At 70.9% G+C, this 23,148-nt stretch carries 16 protein-coding genes and 2 pseudogenes; 7 read left to right on the top strand and 11 right to left on the bottom strand.

Annotated features, from left to right (window positions below; genetic code table 11):
- Positions 1-75: 75 nt before the first annotated feature.
- The gene (fahA, locus tag ACZ7MG_RS09750; RefSeq protein WP_471385215.1) at positions 76-1,386 is read right to left on the bottom strand and encodes a fumarylacetoacetase; all 1,311 of its coding nucleotides are present in this window, start codon (positions 1,384-1,386) and stop codon (positions 76-78) included.
- Positions 1,387-1,578: 192 nt separating this feature from the next.
- Here fahA and ACZ7MG_RS09745 point away from each other — a divergent pair, with 192 nt between their 5' ends.
- The 3 genes from ACZ7MG_RS09745 to ACZ7MG_RS09735 all read left to right on the top strand — a co-directional run bounded on the left by ACZ7MG_RS09745 (position 1,579) and on the right by ACZ7MG_RS09735 (position 5,220).
- A complete protein-coding gene (locus tag ACZ7MG_RS09745; protein WP_471385217.1) occupies positions 1,579-2,856 on the top strand; it encodes a carboxylate--amine ligase in 1,278 nt (425 codons plus the stop codon).
- Positions 2,857-2,960: 104 nt separating this feature from the next.
- Positions 2,961-4,163, top strand: a complete 1,203-nt coding sequence (locus ACZ7MG_RS09740; RefSeq protein ID WP_471385219.1) for an NAD(P)-binding domain-containing protein — start codon at positions 2,961-2,963, stop codon at positions 4,161-4,163.
- Positions 4,164-4,413: 250 nt separating this feature from the next.
- The gene (locus ACZ7MG_RS09735; RefSeq protein ID WP_471385221.1) at positions 4,414-5,220 is read left to right on the top strand and encodes an HAD family hydrolase; all 807 of its coding nucleotides are present in this window, start codon (positions 4,414-4,416) and stop codon (positions 5,218-5,220) included.
- 75 nt (positions 5,221-5,295) lie between these two features.
- Here the strand turns inward: ACZ7MG_RS09735 and ACZ7MG_RS09730 are convergent, their stop codons facing one another.
- Positions 5,296-6,051 carry a LysM peptidoglycan-binding domain-containing protein gene (locus ACZ7MG_RS09730; RefSeq protein WP_471385223.1) on the bottom strand — a complete coding sequence of 252 codons (756 nt, stop codon included), beginning with the start codon at positions 6,049-6,051 and terminating at the stop codon, positions 5,296-5,298.
- 721 nt (positions 6,052-6,772) lie between these two features.
- Between ACZ7MG_RS09730 and ACZ7MG_RS09725 the strand changes: the two genes are divergently transcribed.
- The 4 genes from ACZ7MG_RS09725 to ACZ7MG_RS09710 all read left to right on the top strand — a co-directional run bounded on the left by ACZ7MG_RS09725 (position 6,773) and on the right by ACZ7MG_RS09710 (position 11,602).
- Positions 6,773-7,783, top strand: a complete 1,011-nt coding sequence (locus ACZ7MG_RS09725) for a polyprenyl synthetase family protein (RefSeq protein ID WP_471385225.1) — start codon at positions 6,773-6,775, stop codon at positions 7,781-7,783.
- Between the two features lie 291 nt (positions 7,784-8,074).
- A complete protein-coding gene (locus tag ACZ7MG_RS09720) occupies positions 8,075-9,442 on the top strand; it encodes a LolA family protein (protein WP_471385226.1) in 1,368 nt (455 codons plus the stop codon).
- Between the two features lie 161 nt (positions 9,443-9,603).
- Positions 9,604-10,548 (top strand): ABC transporter ATP-binding protein, encoded by a 945-nt coding sequence (locus tag ACZ7MG_RS09715; protein ID WP_471385228.1) that lies wholly within the window; start codon positions 9,604-9,606, stop codon positions 10,546-10,548.
- Complete coding sequence (locus ACZ7MG_RS09710) at positions 10,535-11,602, top strand: ABC transporter permease (protein WP_471385230.1); 1,068 nt, start codon at positions 10,535-10,537, stop codon at positions 11,600-11,602. Before ACZ7MG_RS09715 ends, ACZ7MG_RS09710 begins: the two co-directional genes overlap by 14 nt.
- Positions 11,603-11,634: 32 nt before the next feature.
- Here the strand turns inward: ACZ7MG_RS09710 and ACZ7MG_RS09705 are convergent, their stop codons facing one another.
- From ACZ7MG_RS09705 to ACZ7MG_RS09665, 9 genes and pseudogenes are all read right to left on the bottom strand, one after another.
- Positions 11,635-12,243, bottom strand: a complete 609-nt coding sequence (locus ACZ7MG_RS09705; RefSeq protein ID WP_471385232.1) for a flavodoxin family protein — start codon at positions 12,241-12,243, stop codon at positions 11,635-11,637.
- A gap of 85 nt (positions 12,244-12,328) precedes the next feature.
- Positions 12,329-12,883: an NUDIX domain-containing protein gene (locus ACZ7MG_RS09700; RefSeq protein ID WP_471385234.1), complete on the bottom strand. Its 555-nt coding sequence runs from the start codon at positions 12,881-12,883 to the stop codon at positions 12,329-12,331.
- Positions 12,880-13,539, bottom strand: a pseudogene (locus ACZ7MG_RS09695) (amidase family protein); the annotation flags it as partial. The gene ACZ7MG_RS09700 and the pseudogene ACZ7MG_RS09695, both read right to left, overlap by 4 nt.
- Before the next feature lie 879 nt (positions 13,540-14,418).
- A pseudogene (locus ACZ7MG_RS09690) lies at positions 14,419-15,072 on the bottom strand (amidase family protein); the annotation flags it as partial.
- 1,385 nt (positions 15,073-16,457) lie between these two features.
- Positions 16,458-17,834 carry a hypothetical protein gene (locus ACZ7MG_RS09685; protein ID WP_471385235.1) on the bottom strand — a complete coding sequence of 459 codons (1,377 nt, stop codon included), beginning with the start codon at positions 17,832-17,834 and terminating at the stop codon, positions 16,458-16,460.
- A gap of 119 nt (positions 17,835-17,953) precedes the next feature.
- The gene (locus ACZ7MG_RS09680; protein WP_471385236.1) at positions 17,954-18,340 is read right to left on the bottom strand and encodes a DUF4913 domain-containing protein; all 387 of its coding nucleotides are present in this window, start codon (positions 18,338-18,340) and stop codon (positions 17,954-17,956) included.
- Positions 18,337-20,094, bottom strand: coding sequence for a type IV secretory system conjugative DNA transfer family protein (locus tag ACZ7MG_RS09675; RefSeq protein WP_471385238.1), 1,758 nt, complete (start codon positions 20,092-20,094; stop codon positions 18,337-18,339). The genes ACZ7MG_RS09680 and ACZ7MG_RS09675 overlap by 4 nt, the downstream gene beginning before the upstream one ends.
- Positions 20,091-21,593, bottom strand: coding sequence for an ATP/GTP-binding protein (locus ACZ7MG_RS09670; protein WP_471385240.1), 1,503 nt, complete (start codon positions 21,591-21,593; stop codon positions 20,091-20,093). The genes ACZ7MG_RS09675 and ACZ7MG_RS09670 overlap by 4 nt, the downstream gene beginning before the upstream one ends.
- Positions 21,590-23,083 carry an SCO6880 family protein gene (locus ACZ7MG_RS09665; RefSeq protein WP_471385241.1) on the bottom strand — a complete coding sequence of 498 codons (1,494 nt, stop codon included), beginning with the start codon at positions 23,081-23,083 and terminating at the stop codon, positions 21,590-21,592. Before ACZ7MG_RS09665 ends, ACZ7MG_RS09670 begins: the two co-directional genes overlap by 4 nt.
- Positions 23,084-23,148 lie beyond the last annotated feature (65 nt).

Here is a 23,148-nt window from a genome sequence, read left to right as displayed (position 1 = left end):
TGCGCGAGCAACCACGACGCACCGCAAGCCGCCACTCACCCCCGCACCCCTACGGCGAACAGGCGCCCCGCCCCCTTAACCGCGCACCCTCCCCGTCACCTCACCCAACCCCACCCGCGTCCCGCCCGGCCCCGGGGCCCACGCCGTGAGGGTCACCTCGTCGCCGTCCTCCAGGAACGTCCGCTTGCCGGCCGGGAGATCGAGTGGGTCCCGCCCGTTCCAGGTCAGCTCCAGCAGGGAGCCGCGTTCCCCGGGGGCACCCCCACTCACCGTGCCCGAGCCGTAGAGGTCACCCGTGCGGAGGGACGCGCCGTTGACGGTCATGTGGGCCAGTTGCTGCGCGGCGGTCCAGTACATCGTGGCGAAGGGCGGCTCCGAGACGACGTGCCCGTTGACGGCGACGGAGATACGGAGGTCGTAGCCCCCGGGGTCCACGTCCGGCGCGGAGTCGTCCAGGTAGGGCAGGAGCGGGTGCGTGCGCTCCGGCGGAGCCACCCGCGCCTCGTCCAGCGCGTCCAGCGGTGTGATCCAGGCCGACACGGACGTGGCGAAGGACTTGCCGAGGAAGGGGCCGAGGGGCACGTACTCCCAGGCCTGGAGGTCCCGCGCCGACCAGTCGTTGAGGAGGCAGACCCCGAAGACGTGGTCGCGGAAGTCCCCGAGCCCTACCGGCCGCCCCCGCTCCGAGGGCGTCCCCACCACGAACCCGACCTCCGCCTCGATGTCGAGCCGCACGGACGGGCCGAACACCGGCGCCGGGTCGGACGGCGCCTTGCGCTGCCCGGACGGCCGTACCACCTCCGTGCCGGACACGACAACGGTGCCGGACCGGCCGTGGTAACCGATGGGCAGATGCTTCCAGTTGGGGGTCAGCGGGTCGGGAGAGTCGGGCCGGAAGATCTTCCCCACGTTCCGCGCGTGGTTCTCGGAGGCGTAGAAGTCGACGTAGTCGGCCACCTCGAAGGGCAGATGGAGGGTCACGTCGGACAGCGCGTGGAAGTGCGGGGCGATCGTCTCCCGGTGCGAGGGCACCGTCAGCCACGCCGTCAGCGCCCGGCGCAGGTCCGACCAGGCCGTGCGTCCCGCCGCCAGCAGCGGGTTGAGCGTGGGATGCGCCAGCAGCGCGGCGTACGGGGATCCGAGTGCGCGGGCCGCCGCCGCGGCGTCCAGGACGTGGTCCCCGAGCCGGACCCCGACCGTACGCACGGCGGACCCGGCATCGGCACCGGCGTCAGACCCGGCATCGGATCGCGCCTCCGGACCGGCGACCGAGAACACCCCGTAGGGGAGGTTGTGCGGGCCGAAGGGGTGGCCCTCCGGGATGTCGAAGGGGTGGCCCTCGGGGACGGTGAAGGGATCGCCTTCGGGGACATCGAAGGGGGGCATCGGGTGCTGCCTCGCTCTCGTACGTTCCGTCGTTCCTCTGGTCGCGGCACACGTTACGGGCAGGCGACGAGATCGGGGAGTGTCTAAAGAGTTCGTAATGTCCTGATAGGAGAGGGTCGGAGGGAATGGTTCCGGCTTAGCGTCCTCTGGGGGACGCGGACGGGGTGGGTCCGGGTCCGGTAGGGGGGACACGTGGGGGGACCCGTGGCCAGGGGTACTTGGGGTGCGCCGGTACAGGCGGACCGAAGCGTTCCGGGGCTCGTGGTGAAGCTCGGCGGCTATCCGCTGCACCATGGCGGCGTCGGAGCCATACGCAGCCTGGGGCGGCTCGGTGTGCCGATGTACGCGATCACGGAGGACCGGTACACACCGGCGGCCGTCTCGCGCTATCTGCGGCGCGCGTTCGTCTGGCCGACCACCGGGACGGAGGAGCCCGAGTGGCTGGTGGACGGCCTGCTGCGCATCGGCCGGCGGATCGGCCGGCCGGCCGTGCTCATACCCACCGACGAGGAAGCCGCGGTGCTCATCGCCGAGCACCAGGAGGAACTGTCGGCCCGGTTCCTCTTCCCCCGCGTCGACGGGAAGCTCCCGCGCCGGCTCGCCAGCAAGCAGGGCCTGCACGAACTGTGCGTGGAGCACGGCATCGCCAGCCCCGTCAGCTCGTTCCCGCAGTCGTACGACGAGGTCGAACGGTTCGCGCGGCGGGCCCGCTTCCCGGTGGTGGCCAAGAACCGGGAGGCGTTCGAGCGACGCAGGCAGCCCGCGGTGAACGGCACGACCCGGATCGCCGACCGGGAGTGCCTGCTGCGGATGGCCCGCGGCTGGGGCGACCGCCCCGGGGTGATCCTCCAGGAGTATCTGCCCCGGGAGCACGCCGAGGACTGGATCGTGCACGCCTACTTCGACGCAGACTCGACCCCGCTCGCGATGTTCACCGGGGTCAAGGTGCGGTCGTGGCCGCCGCACGCGGGGATGACGGCGAACGCGTACGTCGTCGACAACCCCGAACTCGCGGACATCGCCGCCCGGTTCATCAAACAGATCGGGTTCACCGGGATCATCGACCTCGACCTTCGGTTCGACCGCCGGGACGGGCGGTACAAGCTGCTCGACTTCAACCCCCGGATGGGCGCGCAGTTCCGCCTGTTCGAGAACGAGGCCGGGATCGACGTCGTCCGCGCCATGCACCTCCATCTGACCGGACGGCCGGTGCCGGAGGGGGAGCAGCTCGCCGGGCGCCGGTACATCGTGGAGAACATCGACCTGCCGGCGCTGCTCGCCTACCGGCGCAGCGGATACACCACCCCGCACGCGCCGGCGCGCGCGAGCGGTACGGAGCTGGCGTGGCTCGCGGGTGACGACCCGCTGCCGTTCCTCACGATGCTCGCGCGCTTCGTACGCCCGGGTGCGAAGCACCTGTACCACCTGTGGCGGGCCAACCGCCTCGGCAACGCCCCCGTGCGCCCCTAGCGCACACAGCGCAGCGCAGAACAGAACTGCAGTGCACCGCACAGCACGGTGAAATGGCGTGAAACCGCACGAAGTAGGCATGACGTGTCCTGGGGAGGGACTTCGTGATTCAACCGGTAGCAGTCATCGGCGCCGGGCCGTTCGGTCTGTCCACCGCCGCGCATCTGCGCGCGCACGGCATTCCGGTCCGTGTCTTCGGTGAACCCATGGTGAGCTGGCGGGACAACATGCCCGCCGGGATGCTCCTGAAGTCGACCCCGGCGGCGTCGAGCATCGACGCCCCGCAGCCCGGTCACACCCTCGCCGACTACTGCGACGCGGCGGGGATCCGGCGGCTGGTGACGGACGAGGACATCATCCCCGTCGAGACCTTCATCGCCTACGGGGAGTGGTTCCAGCAGCGGCTCGTGCCCGACCTGGAGCGGGTCCGGGTGGTGTCCGTGGACCGCGGCAAGGGTGGCGGCTTCGAACTGAAGCTGGACTCGGGGGAGTTGTTCGCGGCACGGGCCGTCGTCGTGGCGAGCGGGCTGTTCGGGCTGGCGCATCTGCCGGCCGAGCTGGCGGGCGCGGCCGTGGACGGGCCCACCCCCACGGGGCCCGTCTCACACAGCTCCCAGCACGCCGACCTGAGCCGGTTCGAGGACAAGGACCTGATCGTGGTCGGCGCGGGACAGTCCGCCCTGGAGACGGCGGTCCTGGCGGCCGAGGCCGGCGCGCGGGTACGGGTCGTCGCGCGCGGGCGGGGGGCGGTGGCCTTCGGCGCGCCCCCGTGGAAGCAGCCGAGGCTGCGCCCCGAGTCGCCGTTCGGGCGGGCCTGGTCGCTGTGGGCGCTCAGCTACTACCCGCACCCGTACCGGTATCTGCCCGCCGACACCCGGCACTATCTGGTCCGCCGGGTGCTGGGGCCGCTCGGCGCGTGGTGGTTGCGCGAGCGGTTCGAGGGGCGGGTCGAGGTGCGGGAGGTGGCGCGCGTCGTGCGCGCCGGGGTGATCGACGGGCGGCCGCAGGTGGTGGTGCGGGAGGAGGACGGGCGTACGGGGGAGTGGGGCGCCGATCATGTCATCGCGGCGACCGGGTATCGGGTGGACCTCGGGGCGATGGGGTTCCTCGGGCACGAGCTGCGGACGGAGCTGGGGGTGAGCCGGGGGACGCCGGTGCTGGGGGCGGGGTTCCGGTCGTCGATACCGGGGTTGTACTTCACGGGGTTGCCGGCGGCGGGGTCGTACGGGCCGGTGATGCGGTTCGTGTGCGGGACGGAGTTCGCCTCGCCGCGGTTGGCTCGGCATCTGGCGGTGGCGCACGGGTGAGAACGGGCCGGGATGAGCTCGGGGGGCTCGGTGCGTCGCGGGGTGCGGGTGAGTGGGGGTTGTTCGCGCAGTTCCCCGCGCCCCTTTCGAGGCCTGCGGCCATCTCAAGCGCTGCGCACCCCGCCGTGTCCCGGTGAACCACCGTTCGAGCAAAGGGTGTTGACGTACGGGGGCGGTGGGGCGGTCGAGGGGTCGGACGTCGTCCGGTTCGCGTCGAACCGATGGGGCGTGGCATCCGTATTCTCTGATCATGGCCGCTCCCACCGCATATTCACTCATCGCCACTGACCTGGACGGAACGCTCCTGCGCAGTGACGACACGCTCTCCGACCGGTCCCTCGCCGCGCTGGCGCGGGCCACGGAGGCCGGTGCTCAGCACCTCGTGGTGACGGGACGGCCGGCGCCGAGAGTGCGCCCCCTCTTCGACGACCTCGGCAGCAGGGGGCTCGCGGTGTGCGGACAGGGCGCGCAGTTGTACGACCCCGGCGCGGACCGGCTGCTCTGGTCCGTCACCCTGGACAGGGAACTCGCGGAGACCGCGCTCGGGAAGATCGAGGCGGAGGTCGGACAGGTGTACGCGGCCGTGGACCAGGACGGGGTCGACGGCCTCACCCTCATCGAGCCCGGCTATCTGATGCCGCACCCCACGCTGCCCGCCGTACGCGTGCCGCGCCGGGACGACCTGTGGTGCGAGCCGATCAGCAAGGTGCTGCTGCGCCATCCCTGTCTGTCGGACGACGAGCTGGCCTCGGCGGCGCGGATGGCGGTGGGTTCGCTGGCGACGGTCACCATGTCGGGCCCCGGCACCGTCGAACTCCAGCCATGCGGCATCACCAAGGCGACGGGCCTGGCCCTGGCCGCCGACCATCTCGGGCTGACCCCGGAGCGGACCATCGCCTTCGGGGACATGCCCAACGACATCCCGATGTTCGACTGGGCCGCGCACGGCGTCGCCATGGCCAACGCCCACCCCGAGCTCAAGGCCGTCGCGGACGAGGTGACCCTCTCCAACGAGGACGACGGGATCGCGGTGGTGCTGGACCGGCTCTTCCGTTGAAACGGCTCTTCCGTTGAAACAGGCGCTCCCCTGGGCCCGCCGGCCCAGGGGAACGCCTGCTGCGGAGCGAGGGGATCAGTACGCGCCGAAGACGTTGTCGATCGAGCCGTACCGGTCGGCGGCGTAGTTGCACGCCGCCGTGATGTTGGCGACCGGGTCGTACGGGTCGTACGGGGTGCCGGAGACGTGGTAGGCGGCGAACGTCGGGTCGATGACCTGGAGCAGGCCCTTCGAGGGGGTGCCCGCGGCGGCGTTGGAGTCCCAGTTGTTGATGGCGTTCGGGTTGCCCGAGGACTCCCGGATGATGTTGCGGTGGATCCCGTTGTATGTCCCGGGTATTCCCTTTTGCGCCATGATGTCCAGCGACTCGCGGATCCAGCCGTCGAGGTTGTTCGGGTACGTCTTGACCGAGGCCTGGGTGGCCGTGGCGGTCCCGGAGGACTTCGTGGTCGACGCCTTCGAGGCCGTGGCCGCCGCGCCGTTCAGCTTCAGCTTCAGGCCCGGGCGGATCAGGGCCGGGTTGTCGCCGATGGCCGCGCGGTTGTCCTTGTAGAGCCGCTGCCAGCCGCCCTTGGTGTGGTGCTTGCGGGCGATGGAGGACAGCGTGTCCCCGGAGACCACGGTGTACGTCGTGGGCTTGGCCTTCGCCGCGGCGGGCGCCGACTGCGGGGCCGCCTGGACGGATGTCGTGGCCTGGGCCGGGGTGGCGGCGCTCGCGGTCGTGGCGAGCGTGAGCGGGAGGGCCAGCGCGGCCCCGCCCGTTCCGGCGGCGACGATGCCACGGGTCAGCGCGTTGTTTCTGGTACGGCGGTGTTTGCCTCGTGCGGGCATGGCGGATTCCTCTCCGTCGCCTGCGAGGTGAGCTGTCGGGTTCGGGCTGGAGATGCCCGGCCGTGCGCGTCGTCCCGGCGGTCGCCGCGTGTGCGACGTCCGCCGGGCTTACTGCGCGTGGCTTCACCCCGAGCCGGTCCGGTGATCCGGTGGTCCGGTGGTCCGGTGGTCCGGTGGGGAAATCTCGGACCGGCGCTTACCTGGGTCCCCCGCTCCTGCCGTGCGTGGATGAGTGGTGATGGGTGGGGAGTCCGGGGCGGCGGCAGGATTCGGCGGTCCGTCCGGACGGGGTGTGAACGTATGCGAGAGCACACGATCCGAACAAGTCCCGGTATGGCGGTTTGGTCTATTTGACCTTGAGTTTGGTGTGATTCGGTGGCAATTGGCGAGGCGGGTTTCCGGGTCAACTTGCCTACAGCAAAGGGAAAGTCGACGCGTCGGCGGAGGGTTGTGTCCTGCCGGGCTGGTGACTCAACTCACGGGAGGAGTCGGGTGAAGTGAATGCTTTGCGGCAAAACGGTCAACTCGGACCGGGTGTTCGCGCGCGTCGACGCGTGGGCCCTAGTGGTGATCGAAAGGTGACCGGATACGCTGACTCGGGTGATGACAGCGACAGATCGACAAACTTTGTCATCGATCGTGAGAGCGACCCGGACCGACCGCGTGACCGACCATGTGACCGTGTGACCGTCAGTAGACGTCAGCAGACAGGAGAACCCTCGTGACCGTCGTCGAGCCGTTTGGGCTGAGCGCGCGGGACCAGGCTCTCGAAGCCGATGTCCAGGCCGGAATGGCGGCCGTCGAGGAGGGTCTGCTGGAGGCGACCAAGAGCGAGGTCCCCTTCATCCAGGAGGCCGCCCAGCATCTGCTGCGGGCCGGCGGGAAGCGGTTCCGGCCGCTGCTGGTGATGCTCGCGGCGCAGTTCGGCGACCCGTACGCGCCGGGTGTCGTGCCCTCGGCGGTGGTGGTCGAGCTGACGCATCTCGCCACGCTGTACCACGACGACGTGATGGACGAGGCCGAGGTGCGCCGGGGCGTGCCGAGCGCCAACGCCCGCTGGGACAACTCCCTGGCCGTCCTCACCGGTGACTTCCTGTTCGCCCGCGCCTCGCACGTCCTCGCCGACCTCGGCCCCGACGCCGTCCGCATCCAGGCCGAGGCCTTCGAACGGCTGGTCACCGGACAGATCCTGGAGACCGCGGGCCCGCGCGACGGACGCGACCCGATCGAGCACTACCTCGATGTGCTGGGCGGCAAGACCGGTTCGCTGGTCGCGGTCGCCGGGCGGCTCGGCGCGCTGATGGCGGGCGCCGACGAGACGGTCGTCGACGTGCTCACCCAGTACGGGGAGCGGCTCGGCATCGCCTTCCAGCTCGCCGACGACTACCTCGACATCGCCTCCGACTCGCACGAGTCCGGCAAGACGCCGGGCACGGATCTGCGCGAGGGCGTGCCGACCATGCCGGTGCTGCGGCTGCGCGAGCAGGCGGGGCGGCTGGGGCTGCCGGACGACGTCGCCCTGTGCGAACTGCTCGACTCCGACCTCACCGACGACGCCCGGCACGCCGAGGCGCTGGCCCGGCTGCGCGTCCACCCCGCCCTGGAGCAGGCCCGCCGCGACACGATCCGCTACGCGGAGGAGGCACGGGCCACGCTGGCGCCGCTGCCGGAGTGCGACGCGAAGGCGGCGCTGGCGGAGCTGTGCGACGCGGTGGTCCACCGCGCCGGCTAGGCCCCTCCCTCGGCTCCCTCGGCTCCCTCGGCGCCGCTCCGGCGCCGAGACCTTCGGCACCGGTTGCGGCGTTTCCCCTGACGACCCCTACGGGGCGCGGGGAGGCGCCGCCTTGCCATGTCATCCCCCGCGCCCCGTCATGTCATCCCGTAGCAGTACACGGAGTTGAGCCCCGAGTCTGACGATTCCCTCCGGCCGATTTGGTCAGATGGGTATCACCACTCCTCACCGATTCGGGTGAGAATGGCGGCTGAGACAGACGCCGCCGCCGACGACGGAGGTAAGGCACACATGGCACCGTACGAAACCGACGACAGCGCCCGCACCGGCGACGCCGCCGTGCTCGCGGCCGAGGCCGAGGAGATGCGCTCGGCACGGCGACGCAGGGCCGCGCGGTACGTCGTCCCGGTCACCGTGCTGGGCGTGGCCGCGGCGACCATCGGGCTCGTCCCGGCCTTCGCCGGCTCCGGTGACCCCGATCTGCCGAAGATCAGCGCGCAGGAACTCATCGAGAAGATCGCCGCGTCGGACGTCCAGCAGGTGTCCGGCACGGTGAAGATCACCACGGATCTGGGCCTGCCCGACCTGGGCGGTCTCGCGGACAGCCTCGCCTCGCAGGCGCCCTCCGGGGGCGACGGCGGCTCGGCCGACCCCTCCGCCAAGCTCCTCGAACTGGCCACCGGCACCCACACGTTGCGGGTCGCCGCCGACGGCCCCGACAAGCAGAAGCTGTCGCTGCTGGACGACGCCGCCGAGTACAGCGTCATCCACAACGGCGACGACGTGTGGGCGTACGACAGCGCCTCGAACGAGGTGTACCACGCGACCGAGGCCGGCCCGGAGAGCGAGAGCGGCAAGGGCGACAAGGGTGGCAAGGGCGGTGACGGCAAGGACCAGTCGGCTCCGGAGGACGTGCCCGGTACGCCTCAGCAGCTCGCCGAGGAGGCCCTGAAGGCCGTCGACGACACCACGTCCGTGACCGTCGACGGGACCGCGCAGGTCGCCGGGCGGGACGCGTACAAGCTGGTGATCAAGCCCAAGCAGTCCGGTTCGACGGTCGGCGCGATCTCGATCGCCGTCGACGAGAAGACGGGTCTGCCGCTGAAGTTCACGCTCACCCCGGCGAGCGGCGGCGCGGCCGTCGTGGACGCGGGCTTCACCCAGGTCGACTTCGGCAAGCCGAGCGCCTCGACGTTCGACTTCACCCCGCCGAAGGGCGCGAAGGTCACCGAGGCCGACGAGGCCGAGAAGTCGGGCAGTCACGAGTCCGGGTCCGGCGAGTCGACGTTCGAGGGGCCCGGCAAGGGCGGTGCCTTCAAGGACGGCGAGAACGGCAAGGGCTCCGGGGCGGCGTCCGAGGAGGAGTTCGCGAGCGGCCTCGACGGTCTGAAGACCATCGGCAAGGGCTGGAGCACGATCGCCGTGATCGAGGGCGACGCGGAGGGCGGCCTGCCCCCGGGCGGCGGTGCGGACTCGACCGGCGACGCCCGGGTCGACGGCTTCCTCGGCTCCCTCGGCGACCAGGTCAAGGGCGACTTCGGCTCGGGTACGGTCTTCAAGACCCGGCTCATCAACGTCCTCTTCACCGACGACGGCACGGTCTACGCGGGCGCCGTCACCAAGGACGCGCTGGTGAAGGCGGCCGACGAGGCGAAGTAGCGGCAACAGGACGGCGAAGCGGTGACGTCCCCTCCCCGGGGGCGGAACGGCGGAGCGGTGCATGTCGGCCGGTGGGCCGGGGCGGCGAGGCGACCGTCCCGGCCCACCGGGCGTACCCGACCACCGGGCGTACCCGACCATCGCGCGTACCCGAGGGAGTCATGAGCGACGCAGCCATCCACACGCAGGGGCTGACCAAGACCTTCCGCGGCGGTCAGGTGGCCGTGGACCACCTGGAACTCACGGTGCCCAGCGGCAGCGTCTTCGGCTTCCTCGGCCCGAACGGCTCGGGCAAGACCACCACCATCCGCATGCTGATGGGCCTGATCGAGCCGACCTCGGGCACGGCCCGGGTCCTCGGCCGGCCCATGCCCCGCTCCACCCGGACCGTCCTCCCGCACGTCGGCGCGCTCATCGAGGGCCCCGCGCTGTACGGCTTCCTCTCCGGCCGTGACAACCTGCTGCGCTACGACTCCGCCGACCCGACCGCTGACCCGCGCACCCGGCGTACGCGGGTCGCGTCCGCGCTGGACCGGGTGGGGCTCACGGCCGCCGCGGGCAAGAAGGCGAAGGCGTACTCGCTGGGCATGAAGCAGCGGCTCGGCCTCGCGGCTGCCCTGCTCCAGCCGCGCCGCCTCCTCGTCCTCGACGAGCCGACGAACGGGCTCGACCCGCAGGGCATGCGGGAGATCCGGGCCCTGGTACGGGAGTTGGCGTCCGACGGCACCACCGTCTTCCTCTCCTCGCACCTCCTCGACGAGATCGAGCAGGTGTGCACCGATGTCGCCGTCATGGCGAAGGGCCGGCTCCTCACCCAGGGCCCGGTGGCCGAACTCGCCGCCGGCGCGCGGGGCCGCCTCGTCGTCACCACCCCCGACACGGCGGACGCGGCCCGGGTGCTCAAGGAACAGGGCGTCGGGGACGTGACCGTGACGGAGGGGGACCGGGTTACGGCCGAACCGCCACCACCCGACCGTGACCTCGCCGAAGTCAACGCCGCACTGGTCACCGCGGGCGTCCGCGTCCGCGGCTTCGCCCTCGAACGGGCCTCCCTGGAGGACGCGTTCGTGGCGCTCACGGGGGAGGGCTTCGATGTCGCGGGCTGAGCCGACGGGGACGACGCAGACGACCGGGACGACGGAGACGACCGGGACGACGGAGACGACCGGGACGACGGAGACGACCGGGACGACGGAGACGACCGGGTCGGCCGAGACGACCGGGTCGGCCGAGACGATCGAGACGTTCGAGACGGCGGGGTCCACCAAGGCGACCGGGTCGACGGGGACGGCGGCGACCCGCGAACCGAGCCCGCTGTGGACCTTCGGGCTGTTCCGCAACGAACTGCTGACGACCTTCCGGCGGTGGCGGACGCTCGCGCTGCTCGGGGTGCTGGCGGCGGTGCCGATCCTCGTCGGGATCGCGGTGCGGATCGAGACGGGTGACGGGTCGTCGATGGGCGGCGGTCCGGACGGCGGGGGCGGTGGCGGGCCCGCGTTCATCGCGCAGATCACCAACAACGGACTCTTCCTCGTCTTCACGGCCCTGGCCGCGACGCTGCCCTTCTTCCTGCCCATGGCCGTCGGCGTCATCGCCGGAGACGCCATCGCGGGCGAGGCGAACGTGGGCACCCTGCGCTATCTGCTGGTCTCGCCCGCGGGCCGGACCCGGCTGCTGCTCACCAAGTACGCGACGACGATGACGTTCTGCCTGGTCGCGACGCTCGTCGTGGCCGCGTCGGCGCTGGCGGTCGGGGCGCTGCTGTTCCCGCTCGGGGATCTGACGACGATCTCCGGCACGCGGATCAGCTTCGCCGAGGGGCTGTGGCGGGCGCTGCTGATCGCGCTGGCGGTGGCCGCGTCACTGATCGGGATCGCGGCCCTCGGGCTGTTCATCTCGACCCTCACCAACAGCGGTATCGCCGCGATGGCCACCACGGTCGGGCTTCTGATCACCGTCCAGATCCTCGATCAGATCCCCCAGCTCGACGCCCTCCACCCGTACTTCTTCTCCCACTACTGGCTCTCCTTCGCCGACCTCATGCGCGAGCCGGTCTACTGGGAGGACCTGCAACGCAACTTCGGCCTCCAGGCCCTGTACGCGGCGGTGTTCGGCTCGGCGGCGTGGGCGAGGTTCACGGCGAAGGACATCACGGCCTGACGCACCCGCCCCGCCCGCCCCGCCCGGCGCGCTCAGGCGGCGGCCTGGTCGAGGTCGTACGGGAAGCGGGCGTACGGCGGTTCCTGGTCCTGGGGCTCGGTGAAGAACGTCTTCGCGCGGGTCAGGGCCGCCGTGTCCCGCCGGACGTCACCGGGCTTGCTGCCGTTGCCCAGCAGGACTCCGCCGAACCGCATGCCCAGGTACGCGGCGGAGTTGTTGAGGGTGCCGATGAGGGGCTCGGCGACCTCCTCCTCGTAGTGGGCGAGCGCGGTGACGCCCCAGAGGGTGCGGTCGGCCATGTTCTTCTTGAAGTCGAGCCCCGGGGTGCGCAGCCAGCCCGACCAGTGGTCGAGATAGCGCTTGACGTGGGCGGACACGGAGTACCAGTACAGCGGCGACACGATCACGAGGTCCGTGGCGGCGAGCGTGGCGTCCAGCAGCAGCGCCCGGTTGTCGCCCTCCGGCCGTACATGGTCGCTGTCGTGCCGCAGATCCTCGAAGTCCGGCAACGGGTGCTCCGCGAGGTCCAGCCAGCGCTGTTCGACCCCCTCGGGCAGTTGCTCGGCCGCCGCCCGGGCCAGCATCTCGGAGTTGCCGTCCGGCCGGCTGCTGCCGAGCACGAAGAGGAAGCGGCGGGTCATGGGGTCCCCCTGGGTAGGTGGCGCGCGACAGTTACGTGCATGGACAATATATGCGCATGCATTCAATGTCGAGGGGGGCATGGGATCACACCGCCGCGGCCGGACCCGGGGGCGGCGGCAGCTCCAGGAGCAGGGCCATGAGGCCGACGAGGGTGGCGCCGCTGACGATCTCCCGGCGGGCGATCAGACCGGGCACGTCGGTCAGGGGGATCCACTCCAGACGGTCGGACTCGTTGCGTTCCGTGGGCTCGCCGACGTGTCGGGCGTCGTCCGTGCGGAACACGAAGTGCTGGGTGTCGGTGATCCCGGCCGCCGGCTGCGCGTACACCAACTCCCGCAGCGACCCCGGCCGCCACCCCGTCTCCTCCTCCAGCTCCCGCGCCGCCGCCTCCTCGGGCCGCTCGCCGTCCTCGACCAAGCCCATGGGCAGCTCCCACGCCCAGGTGTCCGTGACGAAGCGGTGGCGCCACATCATCAGGACCCGCTGCCGGCCGTCGACGGCCGCGGTGACGGCGAGGTCCCGCAGCCGGACCACGTGGTAGTCGCCGCGCCCCCCGTCGGGCCGCTCGACATCCAGCGACCGCAGCCGGATCCAGGGGGTGTCGTGGAGCGTGCGCTCACTGTGGACGGTCCATCTCATACGGGGGGCTCCGCTTCTGGGGTGGGGGACGGGTGGGCGGGGGTGAACGGGGGCGGGGGCTGGGGCGGTGGGGTGGCTGGAGGGGCGTGTGCGGCTGTGGCTGTTGTGGCTGCGACTTCGGCTGTGGCTGTGGCTGCGGTTGTGGTGGTGGCTTCGGCGGCGGCCGCGACCCGCAGCAGCAGCTCCTCCTCACCGTGCCGCGCCACCAACTGCAGCCCGACCGGGCAGCCGTCCGAGTCGACACCGGCCGGGATGCTCATCGCCGGGTGCCCGCTGAGGTTGAACGCCCAGGTGAGGGCCGTGGAGTAGCGGTCACCGGGCCCTTCGTGGCCGTGCGGCGCATTGGGCGTGGTGGGCGTCAGGATCAGGTCGACCTGGGCAAAGAGCGCGGCGAGCCGCCGGTCGTTCTCGGCGCGGAGATCTTGGGCGGCTTGGAGGGGGGTGGGGGGTGTGTCTGGTGTTGGGGTGGGGTCGGGTGTCGGGGTGGTGTGCGGTGTTGGGGTGGGGTCGGGTGTCGGGGTGGTGTGCGGTGTTGGGGTGGGGTCGGGTGTCCGGGTGGGGTGCGGCGTCGGGGTGGTGCGGAGGGTGAGCCAGGCCGGGGCCGGGTCCCGCAGGTGCAGGGGCTGGTCCGGTCGCCGTACGAGCAGGCGTACGAGGCCCGCGTCCGCGAGGCGTAGCGCGGCCCCGTGGGCGATGGCGGCGGGTTCGGGATCGGTGTCGGCGAAGCCGAGGTCGGCGGACCAGACGGCGAGGGGCGGAGACGGGGCGTGGCCGGGGGCCGGGGGATGGTCGCCCGACGGGGGCGTGGTCGGGGTGGTTGGGGGCGTTGCTTCGGGCCGGGCCGGGCGGGCCGATTCAGTGCGGCGGGCCGCCTCCTGGGCATCGCTCGCCCCGGCCACGCGTGCCTCGGCCGCTCGGGCGGGGCGCGCGGCGTCGATCCCAGCCGTACGGGTCGCTTGGGCCGCCCGGGCTGCATTGGCTGCGCCGGCTTCGGCCGGTCCGGTTCCGCTCGGCCCGGTTCCGGCCGACCCGGTTTCAAGCACCCTGCCTTCGGTCGCTCCGCTTTTGATCGCACCGGTTTCGGTCTCCCCGGCTCCGGTCGGCCCGTCTCCGGTCGGTCCGGTTTCGGTTGGTCCGGTTCCGGTCCCCCTGCCTCCGGTCGGACGGGTTTCGGTCTCCCCGTCTCCGGCCGCCCCGTCTCCGGTCGGTCCGCCTTCGGTCGGCCCGGTTACGGTCCCCCCGCCTCCGGTCGGCCAGGTTCCGGCTGGCCCGGCTCCGGCCGGTCCGGTTCCGCTCGCCCCAGTTCCGGCCGGTCCGGTTTCGGTCCCCCCGCCTTCCGTCCCCCCGCCTCCGGTCCCCTCGCCTCCGGTCGGCCCGGCTCCGGTCGGCCCGGCTCCGGTCGGCCCGGCTCCAGCCGGTCCGGCTCCGGTCGCCCCGCTTTCGGGTGCCTCGGTCGATGTCGGCGTCTGCTGGCCCTCGTGCTCCGAACTGCTCCCGCTGAGGGTGCCTCGGCCCGGGGCTTCCCGGCCGGGGGCTCCCTCGCCCGCGTGCGTCGGGTTCTGGGAGGCGTTCGTCGCTGTCACGCAGCGCCAGTACGCCGCCGCGTCCGAGGCGTGGCGGGTGAGGACGCCGGGGGCGGCGAGGCCGGTGCGGTCGGGGGAGGGGAGGTGGCCGTTCGTGGTCTTGAGGCCGACGACGCCGCACCACGCGGCCGGGATGCGGACCGAGCCGGCGCCGTCCGAGCCGGTCGCCATCGGCACCAGGCCCGCGGCGACCGCGGCCGCGGACCCGGCGGAGGAGCCGCCCGGAGTGCGGTCGGCCCGCCAGGGGTTGAGGGTGCGGCCGCCGGAACCGAGGCCCCAGGTCTGCCAGGGGGTGCCGGGGCCGGGCACGGAGGTCGCCCCCACGGGGACGCACCCGGCCGCGACCAGCGCCCGCGCGGCCGCCGTACGCCGCCCGTTCCGCCCCTTCACCGCGATCGGCACCCCGGCCAACGCCAACCACTCACCCCCGGCGACCCGCCCATCCACCTCCCGCGCCCACCCCAACGCCTCCTCCACCCACACCTCGACGAACGCACACAGCGTCGCCTCGACCCGCTCGATCCGAGCCAGCGCCTCCGCGACGACATCGACGGCCATCACCTCGCCGGTTCGGACAGCCGAGGCGATCTGCTGAGCCGAAGGCATCGCGAAGTCGTCGTGCGGAAGGGGAACAAGGGGTGAGGTGAGGGCAGTGAGCGGGAAGCTCGACGATGTCGGAGGTGTCATGAGCGGCTCGCCACGGCTGTGGCCCGTCGTGCTGCCGCCTGCGGGGCGAGGCACTGATGGACACTGCGGGGCGAGGCGGCTGAGACGGCGGCGTCGGATTGCCGGGGGCAGCCAGCCCTGTCGTTCGGCCAGGGGCGGACGCCGTCCAAATCGACGCGGCTGACTCCGCTCAAGACACCGACGTGGATATGGTCGGGGCCGCCGCAGGCACGGTGCCCGCCCTTGGCGGCGATGCGGTGGCGGCCGCAGCCCGTTCCTTCCCCTGGCCGCAGCGGGAATTGCTGCATCTCGCTGCGGCGGCTGCGATGCCGGTGGCAAGCGGCTCGCTCGGCGCGGGCTGCAGGCGATGGCTCCGCTCTCGCCGGGGCTTGGGGCGTCACCCCAGTGGCACGGGCCTGTCCGCGTTCGGCTGTGGGAGCGAGGAGCGGTCGCAGGTCCTCCGGTACTCGGGAGGCCAGAAACCGGACCTGATCCTGGAAGCTTGCCTTCTTCTGGTCACTGCAAGGCTGTGCGCGCTCACATTCGATCACATCCCGCGTGGACACGAATTGACGCCAATCTCCCTCAGAGGTCCGCTTGTTGCTGTGTACGATCTCGCACCGCGCAGGCCGACGTGCACGCTGCCGCCACCTGGGCGCAATCGGTGGCGTCGGCGGTCTCCGGGACGCGGCCGTAAGCGGTGCCGTGCCATGTGTCGTCCACCCAACGCCCGTAGCCCTGTTCCTCCCGCATGCGCTGTATCGGTCGATGATGTCCAGTTGGCTGTGAGCGGCGTCGACGGCACGAACACGACTTCGACGGCGGTAGTCGGCGTCTTGGAAGTCCTTGAAGCGTTCCATGGCCCAGTCGGGGCCGGCAAGCGGAGAGCTGACGACGAGCCGCCGCGACTGAGTCCTCAACGAAATACCCCGGATCAGCGTCCAAACGGGTCGTCCAGTCCGTGCGGGCTTCCCGGAGGCCGAGGACCGGTCCCCATCGCCCGGCGCGCGACGCGAGATCAGGTGCCGGGCAGGGGCGGGAGGTTCTTCGGCCGGTGGCGTTTCGGTTTCACCGGGACAGCATGATGGCCTCCGACGCAAGTCAGGGAGCCAAGCGCTCCTTGGACCAGCCGACACCCTTGCTCGCGTACCCCGGCCGCCAGACCGGATGTTCCTCTGCCCACAGCAGGCGAGCCGCCGCCGAATGCCACCGCTCGTAGGAGGCTGACTCCGCCTGAAGACCCGTCATATGGCGATCCTGAGTATGGAAGGGACGTGGCCTATGTGATCTTCCATTCCCGGAAGCTCTGTCGGGCGCGGCCGATCTCAGCGCTCCTTGCGAAAGTGGATGCTCAGCCCCGCGCCGTTCTCCCGCAAGGTGAACACCGCTCCCCCTTTCAGCACCGCGGCCGGGAGCTGCGTGCTCTCGGACAGGGCCTTCGGTGTATCGGTTTTCACGTTCAGCTCGATTGCGGACGTGTCTCCGTTGTCGGAGTCGGTCTCTCCGTACACGGTGCCGTCGTCCATGAGGGCACGCACGTTGATGGCACGGTGGGTGTCGTCGCCGGCCAGGCAGAGTCCTGTGCCTGACTTGACGTCAAGGACGACGGAACCGAGGGCGAGGTAACGGCCGTTGGGCGAGGCCAGTGCGTCGGACACGTCCTCAGGAGCGTCCGTGTCGCATTCCACCCCGGCCAGAAGACGGCCGGTGTCCAGATCGTGCGCGGACCAGACAGTGGTGTTCAGGTCGTCGGCGCCCTTCCAGGTCGCGAGAAGCATGCCCGCGTGGACACCGGCGATATCTCCGCTCACATACCCGCCGGAGTACGTGTCCTTGCCGGAGTCGGCGTCCTCCGGCGCGACGTCCTGGGAGGACCATCCATTCACGAGGCCGAATCCGCCCAGATCGTGCACTGCCACTGGACCGTTCGGGGTGACTGCCACGACCTCGCTGCTTATGCAACTGGAATGGCATTTGGGAATCCGCACGTCGGCAGGGTCGTACTCCGTGAGCTTGCCGCTAGTGGCGTTGATCGAGGCCCCCAGCCTTTCGGAGTACTCTTCCCATGTGACAACCAGCCCGGCTCCGTTCCCGCCGTCGTAGACCTTGAGCGTATGCCCTCTGGCTGTGACGGGTACGGCTACACGGTGCAGGGGGGCGACGGACGTGCCTGAAGAGTCCATTGCGTAGAGGTCAACTCGTACGACCTCCTTGCTCTTGCTGAGGGCATCTCCTTCCTCGTGACCATGTGCCCAGGCTGCCACGTACGCACGGCCGCCTTGCCGGACGACGGTGACCTGCGGAATTTCGACGTTGTCCTCGTCGTATCCATAGGAAGGTTTGTCCGTGATCACGGTTGGTGCCTGATATTGCGCGCTTGCCCAGCGGACCTCGCCCGTGGTGCTGTTGCGTGCCTGCACCGTGTATCCGTCACCGGAGCGGAGGATGTAGGCAACCGTCTCCCCGTCCGTGGTCACCGGCATGTCCGCCTCGGTGCTTTCCGGAACCCAGTCGAGTTCTTGGTCCCACCCTTCGCCGCCTTTGTACGCGGAGGGCACGGTGAGCTTCGTCAAGGTGGGCGTCTTGGCGTCGGGATCCTTGCCATTCCGGTCAGTGCCCGAGCCACCATTGTCGCTGGAGCTGCAACCCGCGATCAGGACCCCTGCCAGGGCCACGGCGACGACTGCCTTCGTCCTGCTCATCTTCTGTTCCTTCTCGTGCCAGTGGTGTTCTCGACAGCCTCGGTCGTCTCGGACGACATCATGCCTTTCGGGTACATCCGGTGGACTGTCCAGTGCACCCGGCGGCCGTTCCGGAATAATCAGCCGTCGTACACCTCGACCGTCGGCACCGCCTTCGCTCGATGGCTGCCCTGTTTGCAGCCCGCGAACGGCCCGACGGGGGAGCGCAGTTCGGCGAGCACGGGGCCGAGGTGGTCGCGGTGCCATACGGCGGGGCCGGAGGCGCCGGCCGTTGGATCGGTGCACTCCTGCCAGGCCAGCCAGAGGGCGTGCAGCCGTGCGATTGCCTCCAGGTGCTCCCACCAGCGGGGACACCAGGGCTGTTGCGAGCTGACCTCGCGGCCGTAGACGGGCAGGAGGAGATCCGAGACCCACAGGGCAAGGTTGCGCATCTCCTCGTCGTAGTCCGCGCCGTCGAGATAGAGGATGAAGGGCGTTGCTCCGGTCTGTTCCTGGGCTGTGGTCATCGGACGGCCTTCTCCACGGCGCGGGCGGTGATGGCCTTCACCTCGGCTTGGGCGGCGGCCTGGATGCGATCGGCGCCCGGTTCGGCGTACCACGGGCGGAGTCTGATCATGGCGGGCTTGATGCCGGTGGCCAGGAGCAGCGCGGTGCCTTTGGGGAGGGCGCGGATGCGGTCCGCAGGCAGGATGCGCTCCAAGCGGTAGGAGGTGGAGCGGGAGCGGCCGTCCTTGCTCTTGGAGTAACTGACCGTCGAGACGTCGTGCTCGCCGACCAGCCGGGACACCTTCTCCACGAAGTCCGCGTCGTCGAGACCGGCACCCAGCAGTTTGATGGTGGCCGCGCCCCACAGGGCGTCCATCCCGGCCTCGCCCCAGACCCGCACCCCTTGGCGGTAACTCTGCAGCAGAGTCACGATGTTGATGCCGCGGGAGCCGAGGTGGGAGTAGAGGTCGGGAAGATCGGAGATACGGCAGACGTTGGCGGCCTCGTCCAGCACCGCCGTCATGGGCGGGTCCAGCCGACCCCCCATTCGTTCGGCGGCGATGACACCGGCGCGCAGAATCGAGTCCGCGGCCGCCGCGATGACGCCCGCGGCCGACCCACCGCCGTCCTTCGACAGCAGGTAGAGGGTGTCGCGCGAGAGCACGTGCTGGTCCGGCAGGAACTGCGGCATCCGCGGGTCCGGCGTCACCCACGCCGCGATCGCCGGGTCGAGAAGGCAGGCAGCGCACTGTCGGGCCGTCTCGTAGATGCCGTCCCGGGTCTCGACGGCACCCTGAATGGTGCCCTGCAACTGATCGGCGAGTGCCGGCATGGCCGCGTCGCGCAGTAGGTCGATGGGGGTGCGGTCGGCCGGGTCGGCCAGCCAGGTCAACACTTCGTCGATGCCGCGCCCGCCACGGTTGGCGGCGTGGAAGAGCGCGGTGAGTGTGTTCTGAGCGGCTGAGATCCAGAAGTCGCGCTTCGACGCGTCGTCGTTGACCGCGCCGACGAAGTGGCCGGCGAGCCGTCTGGCGCCCTCAATGGTGGCGGCGTCGGCAAGCATGTCCCACCACATGCCGCGCGGGGTGTGCGCGATGCCCTGCGGATCGAATACCCAGACCTGGCCGCTGCGTTCGCGTTCCGCTCGGGTGACGCTGTAGACATCCGCTTTGTTGGAGGTCAGCAGAACGCTGCCCTGTGCGCGCAGGACACGGGGTACGGCGATGCCGGTGGACTTGCCGGCGCGCGGGGCCATCAGGTCCAGCTCGACGTCCTCGAAACTTGAGCGCAGCTCGGGCCCGCTGGGTTCCAGATCGCCCAGGAGATTGCCGGTCTGGTCCGGTTCCAGTTTGGCGGTCTTGGCCAGCGACGGGCGTAGCGAACGGGCGCGGTCGGCGGCGCCCTTGGGGAGGAGGCCGGCCAGTTCCTTGCGGCCGGCGAGGCCCTCGGGGCGCTTACCGCGGCCGCGCACGATGATGACAAGGGCGACAAGGAGGGCGACGAACACCCCGAATACGGTGGCGATACCGGCTGTCACGGCGCCGCTTGACGCCTTGGGCCACAGTGCCGCCGGACCGTCCTGGACCAAGGTCGCCAAAGTGTCCAGCGAGAACGGCGGCGGATTCCAGCCGCCGGTGGACACGGCGGCGCCGAGCGTGCCGCCTAGCCAGGCACCGGCGAAGACGCCGCCGACGAGGGCGGCCACGCCCGGGATGATCCAGGGCAGCAGGTCGTCGCCTGCGGACTGGCCCTTGCGCGCGGGGCGCGCACTCATCTTGATGCCTCCGGCGGCTTCGCAAGGTTCAGTTTGTTCCCGGTCCATCGGGTGTTGGTGTTGTGCAGATTGCGCTCCGTGTCCGTGATGGACACCTTGATCGGAATGCCGGGACGGCCACCGACCTTGATGAGGAACCGACCTCGGCCGGGGGGTTCCTCGTTGCCGCCGGTGCTGGCCCAGCCAGGTGGCGAGGACCAGGACGAGACCAGCTCGATCTCCCGCTCCGACATGCCGACGATCTCGCCCAGTTCGCGCATCTCGGTGCGCGGCAGCCCCGCGCACACGACCATTCCGGCCCGCTCGACGAAACCGCGTGCCTTGGCCCGGTCCGCCTCGCTGCCGAGAGCCTCCGCGTCCTTCAGCGTGTGCGTGATCTTCGCGTCACCGAGGCCGAGGGAGCGGTTGAGGCGGGTGAGGGCGTCGATGCGTTCGACGATGCCGGAGGCGGCGCGGAGCGGACGCCACAGTTCGTCGAGGACGGTGAAGAACCAGCGTTGGGGCGCGAGGCCGGCATCTGCGAGGGCGTGGGCGGCCGCCACTGTGCCGAGGCCGTCCGACCAGGCGGCGAGCATCGCCGCGGCCGTGAGCTGAGTGTCGGCTTCACCGATACGGGAGATGTCGACGCAGACGGCCGGTGAGGCGGGGTCGATACGGGTCGACGTCTCGGTGGCGAACGTGTCGCCCAGCGGACCGTCCAGGACACCGAGGAGCGAGCGGTGCAGGGGGTCGACGGCCTCCTGGTAGCGGGCCTCGTTGCCACGGTCCAGGGTCACGGCGCGGACCCGGTCCGGACCTTCGTCGAGAACGCGCAACAGATCGGGAAGGAGCGGGGGTCGTCCCGGCTCGGCCCGCTCCGTCAGGTGGTGGAGACAGGCGGAGAGGACCGACTGCTCGTGGTCGTCCATCGGCCGGCCGCGCACGATCGTGATGAGCGCGGCCACCATGTTCAGGACGCGGCCGTGTGCCTCCGCTGCCAGCACCCGCCCCCGCTCACCACCGATCCGTGCCGCCGCCTGACCCATCGCGCCGGGGTCGAGGACATTGATGCCGCCGACTCCTCGTCCGATGGAGATCACTTGACCACCGAGCGCCCGGACGGTGTCCGCGTAGTCCGGCTTGAGGTCGCCGAGGACCAGTGGGGTGATGCCGGTCGCCGACATGCCGATCAGCATCCGGTTGACCAGCGTGGACTTGCCGAGGCCCGGCATACCGAGCATGAAGAGAGAGGGGTTGGAGATGTAGCGGGCGCGGGTGAACCAGGAGATGGGGTCCCCGCACACGGTCGCGCCGGTGTGCAGATGCTGACCGAGCGGTACGCCCGTCATGGGCGCGCCCGATCCCGCAGCGAAGGGCCACAGACCGCACGCCTGCACGGTCGTCGCCCGCCACATCGTGGGCGGGTCGACATGGCCGACCTGGCCGCCGCCCGGTCCGTACCAGCCGCGCGGTGGGGCCGTGGCCGGGTGGGGCGGTCGCTTCTGTTTGCTGTCGCTCACAGCGCCTCCCTTATCTGGTAAGGAACGAGGGTGTGCTCCCACGGGAGCAGACCGACGGGCAGTGTGCAGGTGAACGCCGATGCCTGCATACGGTCGGCGGGACGCATCAGGATGCGTGAGGACGCCTGGAGATTGCGCACGGTGATCGACGCATCCGCCAGTTCCTCTTCGCTGTCGACGGTGACCGTCATCATCATCGAGAATTCCACGAGACCGGCACCGGAGGCCTCTTCGGCAGCCGTCTGTTCCGCCGCCCGTACCTCGGACGTGGCGCGTGCTTCCACCAGGCCGCCTCGTGAGCTGGCCATGAAGTGGGCGGAGCGACGGTCGGACTCCACGATCCGGGCGGAGGTCGCCGGGTCGATCGGCCGGTAGATCAGTGAGACTCGCTTGCGGCGGGTGCCCGCGGCGGGCTCCAGCAGACCCCGCAGCACGCTGGAACGGACGGTGCCGCGCGGGGCGAGGGTCAGCATCCAGGTGCGCGAGACACCCGAGTCGTGCCGGTACGCGTTGACGGTCTCGACCGCGGCCGCCGGGCCGGCATCGGCCCACTCCAAACCGGTCTTGGCGTGTTCGGCACGGGCGCTGAGGACATCGGGCGCGATGGCCGGGTCGTAGGCCACGCGCACTATCTCGGCAAGACGCTCGGCCGACAGCGGGTACGCGGACCCGCCGCCCGCGGCGACCAGCCCGGACAACAGACCTGGAAGCCGCATGGACAGGTCTGTGATCACGTCTTCGGTGTCCCGCTTCGGGCCACCGGCCGGGCCGTACGTCAGCGCGATGTACGTGTGCATCTCGGAGGAGGCGGACGGGTAGCGCTCGACGACCTCCTCCATCACCGCGCGGGCCGCGGCGGGGGCGTCGGGCGAGAGACGGGGCAGGACCTCGGCGGCGAGCCGGGTCCCGGTGTCCGGGGCGGTCTCCACGACGACCTGGGCGCCCCGCAGACCCGGCTCGTGAGACAGCCGGGCCAGCCAGTCGCCCCACGACGCGACCCAGACATCTACCTGCTCTGGATCCACCAGCGAGCCGCCGTCGGGCTCACAGGAGAGCACCATGGTGTAGAGGTTGCGGCCAGGGTGGTGGATCACGCCGAACGCACGGTCGTAGGCGTCACGGCCCTCGTGCATCTTGGTACGGGCGAGTAGGCCGGGGGGCTGAAAGCGGCCTCCGGGGCGGCGGGACAGCGGACCGGAGACGTAGGTGGTCGAGCCGTTCGCCTTGCGTTTCATCCAGCCGATGCGGATGGCGAGGAGCTGATAGACGTTGCGGCCGTCCATCGTGCGCAGAGCGAGTGGGGCGAGGAAGAGCCCCACGGGCACGAGTACAACGACGGCCGCGACGATGGAGACCAGCGATGCGAGTAGCGCCACCAGGAGTCCGCCGAAGGCGACGACGGTACCGAGGAGGCCCAGTGGGCCGAGTCCGGGGCGGCGAGGGCGCCGCCAGTTCCCGTACGTGGGACGCGTCATGGCGTCGCTGGACATGGCTCTTCCTTCTTCCGGCTTGCGCGGGCCCGTGGCCTGGCACGTGAGGGTCGGCCGGGCCGGGG

The organism is Streptomyces sp. NPDC107538 (assembly GCF_055657445.1).
The sequence above is the reverse complement of the archived record's forward strand: the minus strand, read 5'-3'. Positions and strand labels throughout refer to the sequence as shown.

What these genes read in the sequence shown, in the direction of transcription:
- fahA (WP_471385215.1), bottom strand. Translation starts at nt 1,386, where the DNA reads ATGCCCCCCTTCGATGTCCCCGAAGGCGATCCCTTCACCGTCCCCGAG.
- ACZ7MG_RS09735 (WP_471385221.1), top strand. Translation starts at nt 4,414, where the DNA reads ATGGCCGCTCCCACCGCATATTCACTCATCGCCACTGACCTGGACGGA.
- ACZ7MG_RS09730 (WP_471385223.1), bottom strand. Translation starts at nt 6,051, where the DNA reads ATGCCCGCACGAGGCAAACACCGCCGTACCAGAAACAACGCGCTGACC.
- ACZ7MG_RS09720 (WP_471385226.1), top strand. Translation starts at nt 8,075, where the DNA reads ATGGCACCGTACGAAACCGACGACAGCGCCCGCACCGGCGACGCCGCC.
- ACZ7MG_RS09715 (WP_471385228.1), top strand. Translation starts at nt 9,604, where the DNA reads ATGAGCGACGCAGCCATCCACACGCAGGGGCTGACCAAGACCTTCCGC.
- ACZ7MG_RS09710 (WP_471385230.1), top strand. Translation starts at nt 10,535, where the DNA reads ATGTCGCGGGCTGAGCCGACGGGGACGACGCAGACGACCGGGACGACG.
- ACZ7MG_RS09705 (WP_471385232.1), bottom strand. Translation starts at nt 12,243, where the DNA reads ATGACCCGCCGCTTCCTCTTCGTGCTCGGCAGCAGCCGGCCGGACGGC.
- ACZ7MG_RS09700 (WP_471385234.1), bottom strand. Translation starts at nt 12,883, where the DNA reads ATGAGATGGACCGTCCACAGTGAGCGCACGCTCCACGACACCCCCTGG.
- ACZ7MG_RS09685 (WP_471385235.1), bottom strand. Translation starts at nt 17,834, where the DNA reads ATGAGCAGGACGAAGGCAGTCGTCGCCGTGGCCCTGGCAGGGGTCCTG.
- ACZ7MG_RS09680 (WP_471385236.1), bottom strand. Translation starts at nt 18,340, where the DNA reads ATGACCACAGCCCAGGAACAGACCGGAGCAACGCCCTTCATCCTCTAT.
- ACZ7MG_RS09675 (WP_471385238.1), bottom strand. Translation starts at nt 20,094, where the DNA reads ATGAGTGCGCGCCCCGCGCGCAAGGGCCAGTCCGCAGGCGACGACCTG.
- ACZ7MG_RS09665 (WP_471385241.1), bottom strand. Translation starts at nt 23,083, where the DNA reads ATGTCCAGCGACGCCATGACGCGTCCCACGTACGGGAACTGGCGGCGC.